Source organism: Chitinophaga arvensicola, assembly GCF_900110835.1.
GTDB lineage: Bacteria > Bacteroidota > Bacteroidia > Chitinophagales > Chitinophagaceae > Chitinophaga > Chitinophaga arvensicola.
In genome coordinates this window covers 88,962-105,788 of record NZ_FOJG01000002.1, presented here as the reverse complement: position 1 = coordinate 105,788, position 16,827 = coordinate 88,962, and the positions used below count along the sequence as shown (strand labels likewise).

Annotated in this window: 13 protein-coding genes; 4 read left to right on the top strand and 9 right to left on the bottom strand. The window is 47.2% G+C overall.

Annotation, left to right across the window (positions count from 1 at the left end; translation table 11 throughout):
* Positions 1-17: 17 nt before the first annotated feature.
* From BMW79_RS17680 to BMW79_RS17670, 3 genes are all read right to left on the bottom strand, one after another.
* Positions 18-3,524 (bottom strand): TonB-dependent receptor, encoded by a 3,507-nt coding sequence (locus BMW79_RS17680; RefSeq protein ID WP_089896999.1) that lies wholly within the window; start codon positions 3,522-3,524, stop codon positions 18-20.
* Positions 3,525-3,570: 46 nt separating this feature from the next.
* Complete coding sequence (locus BMW79_RS17675; protein WP_089896998.1) at positions 3,571-4,590, bottom strand: FecR family protein; 1,020 nt, start codon at positions 4,588-4,590, stop codon at positions 3,571-3,573.
* A 124-nt stretch (positions 4,591-4,714) separates the two neighbouring features.
* Complete coding sequence (locus BMW79_RS17670; protein ID WP_089896997.1) at positions 4,715-5,329, bottom strand: RNA polymerase sigma-70 factor; 615 nt, start codon at positions 5,327-5,329, stop codon at positions 4,715-4,717.
* Positions 5,330-5,576: 247 nt separating this feature from the next.
* Between BMW79_RS17670 and BMW79_RS17665 the strand changes: the two genes are divergently transcribed.
* Entirely contained in the window at positions 5,577-6,797 is a 1,221-nt protein-coding gene (locus BMW79_RS17665) for an MFS transporter (protein WP_218150372.1), read from the top strand.
* Between the two features lie 12 nt (positions 6,798-6,809).
* Here the strand turns inward: BMW79_RS17665 and BMW79_RS34250 are convergent, their stop codons facing one another.
* Together BMW79_RS34250 and BMW79_RS17655 are read right to left on the bottom strand one after the other, a co-directional pair.
* Positions 6,810-7,574 (bottom strand): LuxR C-terminal-related transcriptional regulator, encoded by a 765-nt coding sequence (locus BMW79_RS34250; protein WP_089896996.1) that lies wholly within the window; start codon positions 7,572-7,574, stop codon positions 6,810-6,812.
* A 47-nt stretch (positions 7,575-7,621) separates the two neighbouring features.
* Positions 7,622-7,924 carry a hypothetical protein gene (locus BMW79_RS17655; protein WP_089896995.1) on the bottom strand — a complete coding sequence of 101 codons (303 nt, stop codon included), beginning with the start codon at positions 7,922-7,924 and terminating at the stop codon, positions 7,622-7,624.
* Positions 7,925-8,012: 88 nt separating this feature from the next.
* On the opposite strand from BMW79_RS17655, the gene BMW79_RS17650 reads away from it, so the two are divergent.
* A complete protein-coding gene (locus BMW79_RS17650) occupies positions 8,013-9,158 on the top strand; it encodes a TlpA disulfide reductase family protein (RefSeq protein WP_089896994.1) in 1,146 nt (381 codons plus the stop codon).
* Between the two features lie 58 nt (positions 9,159-9,216).
* The gene (locus tag BMW79_RS17645; protein WP_089896993.1) at positions 9,217-9,963 is read left to right on the top strand and encodes an XRE family transcriptional regulator; all 747 of its coding nucleotides are present in this window, start codon (positions 9,217-9,219) and stop codon (positions 9,961-9,963) included.
* Between the two features lie 63 nt (positions 9,964-10,026).
* On the opposite strand, the gene BMW79_RS17640 is transcribed toward BMW79_RS17645, so the two are convergent.
* From BMW79_RS17640 to BMW79_RS17625, 4 genes are all read right to left on the bottom strand, one after another.
* Complete coding sequence (locus BMW79_RS17640) at positions 10,027-11,190, bottom strand: sialidase family protein (protein WP_218150371.1); 1,164 nt, start codon at positions 11,188-11,190, stop codon at positions 10,027-10,029.
* Between the two features lie 83 nt (positions 11,191-11,273).
* Entirely contained in the window at positions 11,274-11,966 is a 693-nt protein-coding gene (locus tag BMW79_RS17635; RefSeq protein WP_089896992.1) for an ATP-binding cassette domain-containing protein, read from the bottom strand.
* On the bottom strand, positions 11,963-12,265 hold the full coding sequence (locus BMW79_RS17630; RefSeq protein ID WP_089896991.1) for a hypothetical protein: 303 nt from the start codon (positions 12,263-12,265) through the stop codon (positions 11,963-11,965). Before BMW79_RS17630 ends, BMW79_RS17635 begins: the two co-directional genes overlap by 4 nt.
* A gap of 104 nt (positions 12,266-12,369) precedes the next feature.
* Positions 12,370-12,873, bottom strand: coding sequence for a hypothetical protein (locus tag BMW79_RS17625; RefSeq protein WP_089896990.1), 504 nt, complete (start codon positions 12,871-12,873; stop codon positions 12,370-12,372).
* Between the two features lie 687 nt (positions 12,874-13,560).
* Here BMW79_RS17625 and BMW79_RS17620 point away from each other — a divergent pair.
* Entirely contained in the window at positions 13,561-16,821 is a 3,261-nt protein-coding gene (locus BMW79_RS17620) for a SusC/RagA family TonB-linked outer membrane protein (RefSeq protein WP_089896989.1), read from the top strand.
* The last annotated feature ends 6 nt before the right edge of the window (positions 16,822-16,827 follow it).

Below are 16,827 nucleotides of genomic sequence, written 5' to 3'. Positions count from 1 at the left end.
AAGTGATTGTTTAGGCATCAAAACTTAACATCCAGACCAAAGGCAAAAGTGGCCGCATTCGGGTAATTACGTCCTGCAATAGGATTGTAATTAGACATGGACAACTTATCATCAAACTGAGTAAACTCAGGGTCTACACCAATTTCACGGAATCGTTTAGGCATAATCGTGATCAGGTTCTGGCTGGTGAAATATACCCTTACACCCTGGATACGTGCCCTGCTTACCAGCGCTGCCGGGAGGTTGTAGCCCAGCTGGAAGTTTTTCAGTCGCAGGTATTTGGTATCAAACAACCAGTAATCGGAATAAGCAAAGTTGTTCGCATCTGCAGAGCCGATGGTGAGGCGTGGATAAGAAGCACCCGGATTGGTAGGCGTCCAGCGGTCGAGATGCTGGATCATGGCATGGTCTTCATTGTTATGGAAGGCCTCTACGATGTCCCCTCTCAGGAACTGGGAGCGTTTGCCTACACCCTGCCAGAACATAGTGAGGTCAAAGTTCTTCCAGCTTACGTTATATGTAAAACCAAAGGTGTAACGGGGAAAAGGATTACCAAAGATATAACGGTCGTTTTCATCGATTACACCATCCTTGTTACGGTCAATATATTTCACATCTCCCGGCATCACCTGCTGGTTATAGGCAAATGGCACTTTGGGCGCATTCTTGATGTCGTCCAGGTTCTGATAGAGTCCATCAGATTTGTAACCATAGTAGGAAGCGATCGGGAATCCTTCTTTGATGATGAATGTTACATCGGAACCTCGTATAGATTCCTGGCCAAATTTGATCACCTTGTTGAGGTTATCCGCCAGATTGAAACCAAAGTTGTGGTGGAATTGACCGGTGGTCATACGATAGTTGACCGCCAGTTCCCATCCTTTGTTATTCACTTTACCTACGTTTTCCAGTGGGGCGGCAGTACCTGCGGTACCCGGTACGGTCTGGAACAGGTAGATCCCGTCGGTCATCTTGTTAAAGTAGTCGAAAGATGCAGTCAGCTTACCTTTAAAGAACTCTGCATCTACGCCGTAGTTGCTCATGGTAGAAATTTCCCATTGCAACAGGTCGTTGTAAGTGGAGAAAGTAGCACCATTAGCCGGTGTATTGTTAAAGGAGTAGTTACCGGTGGTATAAGGAGAATTCCTGTCGTCGGTAAGTCGTACCCTGGCCAGGTAGTTAAAGCCGCCGATATTGGAGTTACCCACCTGTCCCCAGGAATAGCGCAGTTTGAAATTACCGATGTTATCTTTCACATATTGCATGAAGTTTTCATCGGTGAGCCGCCATCCCAGTGAAAATGCCGGGAAGAACTGCCAGCGGTGTCCGGGAGCCAGTTTGGAGGATCCGTCATAACGCCAGGTAAACTCTGCGAGGTATTTATCATTGTATACGTAGTTCACCCTGCCGAAAAGAGAGTTCAACGCATACAGGTTAGGGTTGGTGATATCGTTGTAAGTATTGAGATCGCGGTAGTCGAAAGTGCCATCCGGTTTGGGGATATAGCCGCCACCGATAGACCAGTCGTTATCCAGATTAGTGGTACCGTATCTTTCTGCACGGAAGCCATAGCCTTCATTTACGGCATCACTGCGCACACCCACCTGACCTTTTACATAGTGCTTACGGAAAGTGTTCTCATACTCTGCGGTAGCGTATACGTTCGTGGTGAGGTCTTTGTTCTCAGCGCTATAGGTTTGGTTATACAACGGAGGCGTAGCAGTGGTATAATAAGGTGCGTAGGTAAATTTATTATTACGACGGAAGGTATTATCGATGTTGTAGTTACCGGAGGCATTCAGGTTAATCTTGAAATGGTTCACCGGTGTGATCACTACATCTACGCCACCCATCAGGTTATCTACTGTTCTCATGTTGTAACCACCCTGTGCCAGCAATGCAAATACGCTGTTGCTCGTTAATGGTGGTACTACCCAGTTACCGAGGGTATCTTTCACCGCCGTGGTGCGTGGTACACGCATCGCATCGCGGATCAGGAAGCCCATATCAGATACCTGTGTGCGGAAAGTAGAACGGGTGTAAGCGGCGTTACCGCTCACCTTTACATACTTGCTTACATCTACAGATACATTGAGGCGGGCGTTGTAGCGTTTGTAGTAGAAATCCTGCGGTACATATTTATTCTGCAACATATTTCCCTGATCCAGGTAGCCGAGGGAAAACAGGTAGCTGCTGGTTTTGCCGCCGCCGGTCATACTTAAGCTATGGTTTTGCTGCGGGGTATATTTGCGGATCATCTCATGCAGGATCGACGGTTCAGAACCGCGCTGCTGCCAGTACTGGATATTTTCCGGGGTAAACTGCGGTGTTTTACCGGAGTTTACCAGCGCTTCATTTTTCAGTGTCATGTACTGCCAGCCTTCTACCTGCCGGGGCAGGGTGGTTGGCGTTTGCCAGCCATACATGCCATTATACTGTACCGTTGGGCGTTCATCTTTCTTACCTCTTTTGGTAGTAATATAAATGACGCCGTTAGCGGCCTGTGAACCATAGATGGCGGCCGAAGCGGCATCCTTCAATACAGAAATGGTTTCCACATCATAAGGATTGAGGTTCTGCAAACCATTACTACCGGCCTGCACACCATCGATGATCACCAGCGGCGCGTTGCCGGTTAAGCTACCTACGCCACGGATGTTCATGGTCATAGCAGCACCGGGTTCGGCGGTATTCTGTTGCATGATGAGATTGGGCGCCTGACCTTGTAAGGCCTGGAACATATTCACAGAAGGTCTGCTGGTAATGTCTTTAGCGTTAATAGTGCTGATAGAGGCGGTTACCTGTGTTTTTTTCTGTTGGCCATAAGCCGTTACCACAATCTCCCCGAGATCTTTGGAATCTACCGTGAGCATGGCAATGATGCTTGTTCTGCCACTGATGGTGATTTCTGAAGTAACATATCCTACGGAAGAAAATACCAGTACGCCGTTAGCTGCGCTGGCAGGTATTTTCAGGGTATAATTACCTTCTGCATTGGTAACGGTGCCAACACTCATTCCTTTTACACGCACATTGGCGCCGGGAATGGTCTGGCCTTTATTATCCACTACACGGCCGGTAACGGTGATGTCCTGTTGCTGGTCGCCGGTGGTGGCCATGTTACCACGTTTCAGGATGATTTTATTGGCGATGAGTTCATAATTGATCTCCAGTGGTAAGAGGATCATTTGTAATACATCATCCAGTTTATTATCCTTTACATTCAGGGATATTTTCTGTGCTGTTTTGATATCATCGTTGGAATACACAAATACGAGGGAAGTTTGTGCTTCAATCTGTTCCAGCACTTTAGCAAGACTGGCATTATCTACCTGCAGGCTAACGAGGTAATTCATTGATGGTGGCCTCTCCCGTTCCTTCGCCGGCTGATGCTGCACCTGGCGGCGCGAACCAGACGCATAGGCTACCTGCGCATGCAGATCCAGCACGCTCAGCAGCGATAAACAGATGATCAGCGACAGGAAAGGCGGACGAAAAGAAGACTGGTATAGTTCCTTTCTCATAACGTAGTGGTGATTAAAAATGAATAAATATTAATGTTGGCTTATGCTATTCTCCTATTACAAGTGTTGAATCGGTGATGCGGTAGTGGAATGCTTTTGATTTGCTGAGATAGTACATAATATCTTCGAGTGAATTATTGTGAAACGATCCCGTGAGGCGGTATTGCTTAGGTGCATTTGCTTCAAACTCTACCTGTTTGTTGAAGTTCCGCTGCAAACTGGCGCCGATTTCTTCCAGGGTGGCGTTCCTGAAAATGAGTCGTCCTTCTGTCCAGGCTTTATCTTCCGACCCGATGGTATTGCCTTTGATCAGGGTGCCACTGCTGGCGGTGTACGTCACTTTCACATCCGGTGTTACCAGGATGGTATCACTGATTTTTTTAGTGCCTTCATAACGGGGAATGAAAGCTACTTTACCCGTTACCACTGCCGTTTGTACAGGTTCATTTTCGTAGGCCCGGATATTAAAAGAGGTGCCCAGTACTTTGATGGTTCCTTTTTTCAGATGTATAATAAACGGGCGTTTAGCGTTGGTGGCCACATCAAAGAAAGCCTCTCCTTCCAGGAAAATTTCGCGGCTGTCGCCCTTGAATTTTTCCGGATAAGTGAGTACACTCTGGGCGTTGAGCCAGATTTTGCTACCGTCGGCCAGTTCTATAAACGACCGGGTAGCTTTGCCGTTACTTCTTTTCACCCATTGCTCTTTGCCGGGATCTTTGGTGTTGCGGGAATGATTACCGAACCATAAGGCGCCGCTGATCAATAGAATAGCTGCCGCAGCTGCTGCCGGCCATTTCCATCTCCTTGTTTTCTTAGTAAGATCCGCGTGTACAATGATGCCCGTTTGTGGTGATTTTATTTTAGACAGTGTCCGTTGCAGGGCCTGTTCTGTATCTTCTGCAGAAAGGTGTAACGGATCTTCAAAGTAGTGGTGGAGATGATGGTATCTTTCTTTTAACGCCGGATGCTGTTCCAGCAGGGCGTCCAGTTCCGCCAATTCTGCGGAAGTAGCTGCCCCGGCCAGTTTACGGGTCACCAGTAAGACGAAATGTTCTTCGTTTATCATAAAATGGAATCGTGTTCAGATAGTAGGACAGGTAACGGGGCAGGAATTACTTACAAGCGGAGAAAAAAAATTTTGAGGGAAGATGGAGGTGGGTATTATTTTACGGGAGATGACAACATCAGCGTTACCAGATGGCGGGGAAAGACAGTGCCAGGAGCACAATCAGCGGCGGTAATACGCCTTTATTTTTACCCAGGCTGCCGAGTCCTTCGTTGAGGCGGCGCATGGCGCGGAACAGCTGTGTTTCCACGGTTCTCGGGGAGATGTTGAGGATTTCGGCTACTTCTTTATATTTAAACCCATCTTCTTTGATCAGCTGGAAGATACGACGGCATTGAGCCGGCAGGGCAGCTACGATCTGGTCCATTCTGAAGCGCATCTCTTTCCATTCCAGGTCGCGTTCCAGGTCGATACTGTTGCGCAGGTCGGCCGTATCGGAGCCGGATAACGGTACGATACGCAGATGGGAATATTGCTCCAGGTAATTAAGCGAGTGATTTTTTACCGCTACAAAAAGATAGACCTGCAGATTTTCCACTTTTTCGAGTTCGCTGCGACGGTTCCAGAGTTTCACGAAAACATCCGATACAATTTCCTCAGCGGCCTCCCGGATGTGTACATACCGGATACAAAAATGCAGTAACCGGTCGTAGAGGTGACGAAACAAACGCGCAAAAGCCTGTTCATCATCATAACGCGATATCTGTATCTGCCATTCACTGATCTCCTCTATGTTCATGAGTATGCTAAAACGTTTTTGCTTAGTGGACAAAAAAAACGAGCGGCTGTTGCTCTTATTCGATCTGGTTGTTTATTGCCTAAAAGTTGGTGGTGTATTACCATAACAATGATATAAAAAAGGAACAACATAAACAATAATCTATTTTCTGGTATAAATTACTTTATAGCTATCTCTAAATCACCTTATTTATTTTATATAAGTGTTAATGCCATCTTTGCATCGTGATTTTTCAAACAACAATAATATGGATACTACATTAAGGGCAACAGCGGCCCAAAGCCGCATGCCCGCTGCATTATGGGCATTAACGATCAGCGCCTTCGGGATTGGGACTACGGAGTTTGTCATTGTAGGATTATTACCGGTAATTGCCGGCGATCTTGGGGTGAGCATTCCGGCAGCCGGACTGCTGGTCAGTTTTTATGCCATCGGCGTGGCGATCGGCGCTCCTGTGCTCACTGCCATGACCAACAAACTTCCCCGGAAGCAACTGCTGATATCACTGATGATCTTATTTATTGCCGGTAATACCTTAGCCGTATTTGCAAAAGGATACTATCTGCTGGTGGCAGCCCGTATGCTCACCGGGTTTGCACATGGGGTCTTTTTCTCCGTAGGCGCTACCATTGCCGCTGCGATTGTACCACCCAACAAAAGGGCTTCTGCCATCGCACTGATGTTTGCCGGCCTCACCATTGCCATGGTCACCGGAGTACCGCTGGGCACCTTCATCGGACAGCAACTGGGCTGGAGAGCTACTTTTATGGGCGTAGCATTGCTTGGCGCCATTGGTCTGGCTGCCAATATGCTGCTGCTACCGGGTAATATTCCGAATGAACCTGCCGGTCACTGGAAAGAACAGCTGCTGGTATTCCGGAATAAGAAAGTCTTACTTGGCCTGTTGACAACCGTATTAAATTATGCAGGGGTGTTCCTGGTATTTACGTACCTGTCGCCCTTACTGACCTCCATCACCGGCATAGCCCCTGCCCTGGTCAGTATTATGCTATTGATCTATGGCATCGCGGTAGCCATTGGCAATGTAACCGGAGGAAAGCTGGCCAACAAAAATCCGCTCCGCTCCCTCCGTTATATATTGCTGTTGCAGGCAGTGGCACTGGTAGCGTTTACTGTTACCATGCATTCACCGGTGCCGGCTATCATCAACCTGTTTATTATCGGCGGATTATCATTTGCCACCGTACCGGCCTCCCAGTTATATGTGGTGCAAAGTGCCGAAGAAATGGCACCCGCTACGGCGAATGTGGCCTCTGCGCTGAATATTGCAGCTTTTAATGCGGGAGCCGCTATAGGAGCCTATGCGGGCGGTGTGATTGTGGCCTCTTCAGCCGGACTGGCGGCAACGCCCTGGGCCGGAGCTGTCAGCTTACTGCTGGCTGCCGGTGTAACGATCGTGGGGGTAAGGCGGAGAAATGTGTATGCCACGGCCATCGCAGAAAAGTAGTCGTGGCCTTTTTTACACCCAGCCTTCGCGGAGGGCCTTCACTACCAGTTCAGCAGCGGTTTTGATGCCCGTTTTCTTTAGCATATTTTTCCGGTGTTTATCTACCGTCAGTTTACTGATATTAAGTTGTGTGGCAATTTCCCGGCTGGGGATACCTGCCAGGACTAAACGCAGTACTTCCTTTTCTCTCCTGGTAATGACTTCCCGGCTGGGTGTAAATCCTTTTTTAATATCCACATTCAGGAAAGAGGGTTCTCCTTCCAATCCCACGAAAGACAACACCGGCTGCCCGGTGGGTTTCAGATGTGTAATGTCGGTATGCACGCAGAGGGTACGCAATACCGCCCCGTTTTCATCGTGCTGTATACAGGTAGCCTGCTGGAGCATCCGCACATACTCTCCGTTTGCCTTCCTGAGCCGCAGGTCATAACGCGCCTTATACCGGAGTACTTTTTCTATCGGCAGGGCAGAAAAGAAATTCACCGTGGCCTGCTCAAATTCGAGGAACCAGCCCAGGTCTTCCGGATGAATGAAGCCCATCATCACGGGTATGGTGCATTCCTGTGCATTATATCCCAACACCTCCTGAACACCGGGATGCATATAATCAAACTCTCCTTTTACCGCATTAAATATAAAGTAGTAACAATCCCCTACCTGGAAAAAATTAAGGACCTTCCGGTGAATCTCCAGCTCCATGGCGAGATCTGGCGGGTCGGCACGGTCCGCCAGAATATTCCAGACCTTTCTGGCTTCTTCATATATACGAATCTTCATGATACAGGGATATTACCAATCTACCAAACACGCACAATGGTCATCTGCTAACTCAGCAGATTAAAAGATACAAAAACAATTGTGATACTTATACATACCAATGCCACCAGGAAAGTATAATCAGCGATCTGTTCGAGGCGCTCGCTGGTAATACCCTCTGCGCTTCTCAGCGACAGGAACGACAACAGGCAACTGGCCATCAGGAGGATGGCGGCCACGCCGGTACAGTCGTCAATAATTGTAGCATTGTTAAACCGTGCAACCCGGATTGACGTAAGTACAATCAGGCAAAAGCCCAGTAAATTGGAAGAGGTGTTGAGGATGTGGGGGGACTTATTCTGATTCTCCATTTTTTTTGTTATTCCGTAATTAACAAAATCCTTGCACCACGAATTGAATACATTTTGTTGATAGTTTAGGGTACTGATAGCATATCTTATGAAAAAAATAACACTTCTCGCATTGTGTTTGCCCGCATTCATAAATGCCCAGTCTGCAAAATACGTATTGAATGGCAAACTGACTAAGCAAAACAGTCCGGCCAAAGTTTACCTGAACAAGGTAGTGAACGACGCACTGGTGGTCGACTCTTCTGAGATCAAAGACGGTGAATTTCATTTTGAAGGGACGCTGGAAGGACCTATGCGCGCTATGCTGATCCTTGATCCCAGCGGCGCAGGCATGGATTTTATGCAGCTGCCTCCCAATGCAGACACCCGGATTTTCTTCCTGGAAAAAGGTGATACCAAAGTAACCGGCAATGAGTTGATCAGCAAGGCCCGCATCTCTTCTCCCCTTAACCAGGAAGAGATTACCTTCAACACCTCCATGAAATCGGTGCTGAAATCGATCCGGCAACTTTCCCGTGAATATAAACGGGCATCTGCCACCAAAAAAGAGGATCCTGCTTTCAAACAGCAAATGGCCCTGCGCTACCAGGTGTCTTATGAAGCACAGAAGCTCCTGCAACATAAATACATCGCAGAAAACCCCAACTCCTTTTTCAGTCTGATGGCGTTGGAAGAACTCGCGGGTATGGATCTGAACCCCGACCAGATCGAACCGCTCTTTAAAAAACTCTCTGAGGAAATCCGCAATACACCGGAAGGAAAAGCATTTGCCGAAGAAATTGAACGCACCCGTAATCTTACGGTGGGATCCGATGCGCCCGACTTTGAAGTACCCGATATCAGCGGCAAGCCAGTGAAGCTCTCCGACTTCAAAGGCAAAACGGTATTGCTCGATTTCTGGGCCTCCTGGTGTGAACCCTGCAGGCGCGAACACCGCAAGATCCTGGAAGCTTACCGCGCGTTCAAGGATAAAAACTTTACTATCATCAGCATCGCACTCGACCCACCGGCAGATAGAAAATATCTCCTGGATGCTATCAAAGAAGACAGCCTCGTATGGACCAATCTCTCTGATCCTAAAAAAGATAAAAACCAGGCGGCCAAAGTATACGGGATCAAAGCAATCCCCCAGAATTTCCTGATCGATTCTACCGGGATGATCTTTAACAAAGACCTCAGCGGAGAAGCACTCTACCAGCAATTAAACAGTTTGCTGAAGAAAGAGAGTGAGTAAAAAGCCCTACATTTGTCCTTGTTAATTATAAATATAACTTATTGTAAATATATAATACATGGACAAACAGCCCCTTTTCTGGGCCGCTAATCTTAAATTATTACGGACACGACAAAAGATCTCACAACAGCATTTATCTGACCTGCTGGGGCTGAACCGCAACAAGATCACCGCCCAGGAAAGCGGTAAAACGCGCAACCCACGGATGGAAGACCTGGTATTGATTTCCGGCTACTTCAAAATAGACATCGATCTGCTGGTAAAAACAGATCTGTCGCAGCTGCCCGAAGGGCAATTGATGGAGCTGGAAGCCGGCAACAAAATAGATCTCACGGGCAGGCATATACGGATTCTTCCGATTACGGTAGATAACAGCAACGAAGAAAATATGGAGTTTGTGCCGGCACGTGCCAAAGCAGGCTACCGTAGTGGATTCAGCGATCCGTCCTTTATAGCCGGATTGCCGAAGTTTACCCTGCCGGATCTGCCAAGAGGAAAAACCATCCGCATGTTCCCCATCAGCGGCGATTCTATGGAACCCATCCCGGATGGCAGCCATATCATTGCACAGTACCTGCAGGACTGGTCGCATTTAAAAAACAATACGGCCTGTGTACTGGTGCTGAAAGGCGGAGAAGAAGAAATCGTTTTCAAAGTAGTAGGCAACCATATCAAAAAGAATGGTACGTTATCGCTGCATTCGCTGAACAGTCAATATGAAACGACGGTGGTGAACATAGATGAAGTACTGGAGATCTGGACTTTCATCGGCTACCTGAGCAAGCAACTGCCCGAGCTGAACTAATTTCCGGACGGATGCTACCCGGAAAATGGGCTGACCCTTCATCAGGGTCAGCCCATGGACGTTTTACAGTGATTGTGGTACAAAAACAATCTTCGTATAATTATCTGCTTCATACAATACCCCGATATGCTGTTCATCTATTTTCACAATATCTGAATAGGCAGCATAGCTGGGTATAGCTTTACCACTGGCAGCTATCACATATTTGCCCGGCCAGGTGCGTCCTTCATCATAACTGATACGCAGGGTAAGGTTATCGCGGGTTGTTGTGTCTGCCGCATTACAAAAAGCCAGTATGGCTTTGTTCTTTTTCCAGCCGATGTTGAGCAAACTTCCTTCGCAAACCGGGTCCGGCAGCTGCGGGTCGGTATAAGTACGTTCCCAGCTGGCGCCGCCATCGGCGCTGATACCCACCAACCGGGCTTTTACATCACCACGCTGATTACGGGTATTGATCATTAATTTTCCGTGAGATAACTCCGTGGCAGTAGCCTCATTGGAGCCAGGCATTGGCAGGGAAGCCCCGAGATGAAAAGTTTTCCCGTGATCATCGGTATAATAACCATGCGCCTGATAATCTTCAAATCTTTTTTTGGGCGTGCCCGCAGAGTGATTGGCTGCTACATAGATACGCCCTTTGTATTGTCCACGGCTAAATTGCATCGCATGTCCCGGTGTATTGGCATAGCTTCTCCAATCTTCCGGAAAATTCCAGGCCGGATTCACTGCCGGTTGAAGCGGACGATGTACCTGCGTGGTAATATTCACCGGTACAGACCAGGTACCCCCTCCGTCTGTGGAGGTAATGTACCATACTTCCCGATACCCTTTTCCTTTGCGCACCTGTCCCTCATGATTATTGCCTGTATTATAGAACAGAAAAATGCGGCCACCGGGAAAATCAGGATCGGTGAGATCCACGACCGGAGCCGGATTACCGGCCTGCATCGTATCGTAGTCCGCCACCTGCGTTAAAGCCGACCAGGTTTTACCGTGGTCGCTGCTGCGTTTCATGACGATATTAATATCACCGAAATCGTCCGAGTCTTTTACCCTGCCTTCTGCAAAGGCGAGCAGCTGCCCTCCGGGTAAAGAAACGATAGCCGGAATCCGGTAGCTGGCATGTCCATCCTGTCCCGAAACAAATACGGGCGTTGGCTTCACCTGTCCGGATGCTATCAAACAACACCATACCAACATGCTTGTCAATACACGCTTTTTATTCATATACTTTGCTTTTTTACTGATAAATGTATTGCGGGCAGTATCATTTCTGCCCCCGTATAGGCGTGATCGTATACCGGCCAGTTTTATATCAACCCGGAAAACGCCAGGCTCCCCGGCGGAAGATAATGCTTGTCTTCCAGTTCCGTTAAGGCATGAATATGCTGAAAACTCCCGTTTGCTACCAGGATGATGCGGTCGCTGGCAGCAATAATATGCCGGTAGTCGTGGTCTGTAATAATAAATCCTTTCTTGCTTCTGTATGCGTGGATCAGTAGCATCACGCGCTCTTTGGTTAACGGATCGAGGGCGTTGAAAGGCTCATCCAGCAATATAAACGCGGCAGCAGAATTTACCAGCAGCAATATTTCCAGGTAGCGTCGCTCTCCTCCGGAAAGTGCATTTACTTTCTGGGAAAGATGCGGCCTGATATATTCATCATCTGACACGTTGTTTTTTTCGTCCTCACTGTCTGTAAATACATCAATCACTTCCCTCACCGTTAAAGTTCCTGGTAAAAATGGCTGTTGTGGCAGATAGGCCATCAATCCTGCGGTTTTGTAGGGCGCCTCATATCTTTTGCCATTGATACTAACATATTTATGGTGGCAGTCGACGGTACCAAAAATGATTTTCAGAAAGGTAGATTTCCCGCAACCATTTCTCCCTAAAATACCCACCACTTCGCCGGTTTCACATCGCAAAAAACAATCGGTCAGCAGCTCCCTGCCATTGATATACTTAAAAACACTATCAGCATGTAACTCATTTTTAATCATAGCCCGAAAATTTTTATCAGCGCGTAAACGAGGAGTGGTAAAAGGTTCAGGAGATACGACCAGGTGATCAGCCGCATTTTGGAATAACCTTTATTGTAATAGAAATAATACCTGTTTTCAAATACCAATCCGTAAAAAAATACAGACAGCAGGAAGCCACCGGTCATGAGGGAGATGAAAAAATTCTGCATCACATTTTCCAGTTTATTGGGTCCTATCAGCCCAAACAAACTTACCAGAAGAGAAAATGGGATATTGAAACTATGCAGGGATTTATAATAGTGGAACAGGATTTTCATGCTACCGTGTTTACCGGATAAATATAAGCTGGCGCTATTAAAAAAACGATCCTGTTGGAACAGGATCGTTTTTTTAACATAACTTTCTCAAAGGTGGCAGGCGGCTATTTATAATTTTCCTGGAATACCTGCAGGGCCTGTTCCATCTTTATTTTAAGCTTTTCTCCTTCTGGTCCGTCGCCCGGCCGGGCAATATGGAAAAGCGCCAGTGTGTTGTTCTCTTTCAGTTCCCTGCTTCCCTTGTCGCTCTCTTCTATTTTTACCACGTTGGCGGCGAACTCCAGCCCGATATAGTAATCATAGAAAATGCCTTTAATAGCGCTGACGGGCGCCGTTAGCCGGTACAGGCTGTAGCTGTTTTCAACCGGGTAGCGGAAGGTAACCGATAAGATCCCTTCTTCGTTTACGCGGAAAGACGATTCAATTTTTGCCATCGACTCCGTTAAATTTGATAACTCCGGCGGATAAGCGCTGGCTGCATCATTGAGCAGTTTTGTGAAAACAGCCGCCGCTTTGGCCCTGCTGCCCGGGTTGGGTCCTTGTTGCGCAAAAGTGGGAATACCCCAGATGATCAGCAGTATGCTGAAAAGTAAGTAGCATTTTTTCATAGGTATCATTTAGGATAGGTGTATTAACTACCCGTAAATATATATAATTTTAACAATGTATTAAACGTCTATTAAAAAAGCAGTTTCCGCTTTACGGAAAATACGGCCTCCGCTAACCCGAAAAATATTATCTTTACCACCGCAAATCCGCTGCAAGTGTATCTTTTACCCCTTCTCCAAAAACAGCTGCTTTTAACATTGTTTACAATCTTTTAAATTTCATTAACAAGTTATTTTTCTCCTTCATACTAATTTCATCCTCATATTCAACGCCTGTGACTTATTTATAAAATCGATTTAGCACAAATACGGGATCGAACCAAAATTTACCGACAGCTGAGCACTGGTTTTTATTCGGATTAAACAATTTAACGGGATTATAACGGCATTGCATTAAACACATTCAACCAGATTATAACAAACCAAAATTTAAATACCAACAGCAGAGCATTATCAGATTTACTTAAACACAGTCAACCAAAGTATGCAGGAAGCAGTCATTTTATACCTGCTCTTCCGGCTTTATTTATTGCTAATTCATTCCGGCGAGTCTGCCTGCTATAGCGGACATTCCGGGAAAGAGCGAGCCTGTATCATTATTCAACCAATTTTTAATTCAGCCAATATCGTAACAACAACTGGTTAATCAGCATTCCAGTATCATTTCATCAGTTCAAACCAAATTACATGACTGTTAATTTTACACAAAACAGCCGTAACGGCGCTGTTATGTTGTTAACGTTCTGCCTTACCTTCCTGTGTCTTGCAGGCAATGCACAGGTAAAATCTGCCTCCACGCAGATCACCGTATCAGGCATCGTGAAGGATGGCTCAGATGGCAATCCCCTGCCGGGCGTATCTGTCAGCATTTCAGATACCAAATCCGGCGCCATTACCACCACAGATGGTAGTTTCACGCTTAAAATGAACCCGGGCGCCACCCTCACCTTCAGTATGATGGGTTATCTGCCTTATTCTGTTGCGGTAAAGGAAAGCAATGCACATCTTCGTGTGACTTTACCTGTCGACAAAAAAAATCTGAAAGATGTGGTGATCATCGGTTACCAGGAAGCTTCCCGGAAGACGGTAACTGCAGCGGTTACTTCCATTAATCCGAAAACATTGATGGACGTACCCACCCCTACTTTTGACGCCTTGCTGCAGGGACGCGCACCCGGTCTGGATGTACAGAACTACTCCGGCGAACCCGGTATCAGAAGTAATGTGGTGATGCGCGGTAATACCGCTGTAAGCCGTAACATCAACAGCGACTTCACCAGTGCAGATGGTAAAACCAGCCTGGCCCGCGCATTGAGCGGTCCCCTCTATGTGATCGACGGCGTACCGCAAACCACGGAAGACATTGCCGCCATCAACTACGGCTCCGGTACCAATACCGATGTAATGGCCGGTATATCCATCAACGATATTCAAAGTATAGATATCCTGAAAGATGCTTCTGCTGCCGCGATCTATGGTTCCAGAGGCGCCGGCGGGGTCATCATCATCAAAACAAAAAGAGGTATTTCCGGCAAACCGAAACTGGACTTTGCTACCTACCACGGTTTCACCGAAATGCCGCAACTGAGCAAAGTGCTGATTGGCGCAGAAGAGCGCCGCGCAAAAATGGAACTGATCCAGCACTATGGCAACTGGGGCAATATGAGGAATATTCCGCAGGTACTGACCGACAGTCTTAATCCGGCCTTCAATAACGCCAACGATTACCAGGGCGGCATGTACCAGACCGGTCGCGTAGATAATTACGATCTCTCTATTTCCGGTGGTAATAACCTGATCAATTACCGTTATGGCCTCAACTACTACGATGAACAGGGTATCATCCGGAAATCCGGTCTGAAACGTTATAGCTTCAGCGGCAGCACCGGGCTTACCCTCTCTCCCAACGTACAGATCAACACACAGATCCGTTATTCAAGGATAGACCGTCCCAGATCTATCAATGATCTCTCCGGCGGCTTTGGTCCGTTTAACGGCGGGTATTATGCCTCCAATGCATTACCTACCAGCCTGCTGTACATGACACCGGCGAATAAAGATTTTATCTTCGGAAACAATACCAACAATACCGATCAAAACAGCAATGATAACCTGTCTATCAGTCCTATCATTGAATGGAAGATCTCCAATAAATTCAACTTCACTACCGTCATCTCCTTTACGCAAACCAACAGCCGGATGGATTCCTATACACCTGGTGCAGTAAGAAGAGATGGTACCGGTAAGGCCAGCAGTTTTGTGGATAAATCCAACAACTACCTGATGAGCAATACCATCCAGTACACTACTACCTTAAATAACGACCACCGGTTCAACTTCCTCGCAGGCCAAAACACGGAGTACTGGGAATACAGGGCTACCCAGTCGTCTGCCATTGGTATACCCAATGATCAGATCCGTACGGTAACAGTACTGAACAGGAACCTGGCGGATACCCGCTCCGATCTGTTACAAAGTGGTATCCAGTCGCTCTTCTTAAGAGCCAACTATGGTTATAAAGAACGCTACCTGTTATCGGCTGTAATTACGGCAGATGCCTCTTCCCGCTTTGGTAAGAATAACCGTTGGGGCTACTTCCCTTCTGTATCCGGTGGTTGGGTAATCAGCGATGAACCAGCCCTGAAATCTGCCAGCAACTGGCTTACCCTCCTGAAATTACGCGCCAGCTATGGTGTAACCGGCCGTCAACCGGATGGAGGAGATAACTATCTTTCCTATAACACTTACCGCATCGGTGCGGGTAACTTCCCTGGCAGTAACAATCCTGCTACCGGCAACAACTACGCCTTTGCTTACAACGGCATACCTGCGGTATCGCTCGACTTTAACAAAGGCCTGACCAATAATAGCCTCAGCTGGGAAAAGAACACGCAAACCAACGTCGGGCTGGATGCCACCCTCTACAACGGGCGCTTCAACATCGTAGCCGATGCCTATATCAAGAATACCAACGGCGGTATCTTCAATCTGAATGTACCTGTTACCACCGGCTATTCCGTGCTTACGGCAAATGCTATTGGCATACGCAACACCGGGATAGAATTGCAGCTGATTGCCAACGTGCTGAAACCATCTTCCAAATTCCAGTGGCAGGCTTTATTAAACCTTGCACACAACGATAACCTCATCACCTCCCTGCCAAATGGCGGACGCGATATATACCTGGACAAATTCCTGCTGCGCCAGGGACAACCACTGAACTCCTACAACGTGTTCAAGAAAACAGGGATTTACCTGACCGATGCAGATGTACCGGTAAACAAGGTGACCGGCCAGCCACTCAGTTTTTATAACTATCCGTTTAAAGGAGGCGATCCTATCTGGCAGGACTCCAACGGCGACGGCATTCTTGACGCCACCGACTACGTACCTGCAGGCAATCCTAATCCAAAAATAACCGGTGGTCTGGGTAACACGTTCAGCTATAAAGGCTTTACCCTGTATGTGTTCTGTACCTTTACCGGTGGCCGTAAAATATTCAACGATTACCTCGCTGGAAAGCTGTCCCAACTGGTACCAACAGACGATGGCGACCCCGATCCGTATCACTCGCTGTCCACACACGCGATGCCTGACCTGAGCAATATCAACTACTGGCGCAATCCGGGCGATAAAGCAGAATTCCCTAGTCTCAGTTCTGTAAATGGTACGCACTACAAATACGCTATGGTGAGTTCTGCCTGGATTGAAAGCGGTTCCTATTTCCGTGTAAAAAATGTGTCGCTCTCCTACTCCTTTAATCAGGCAGTATTGGATAAGATCCATTTCAGACGCTTAAGGATCTATGCGCTGGCAGATAACGTGTACATCTTCAAACAATCTAAAAACATACCTGATCCTGAACAGGTAGATGCTTTTGGAATATACAGCGGCAGTGGTTATCCCATTCCCAGAAAATTCACACTGGGACTGGATATTAGCCTTTAATTATTA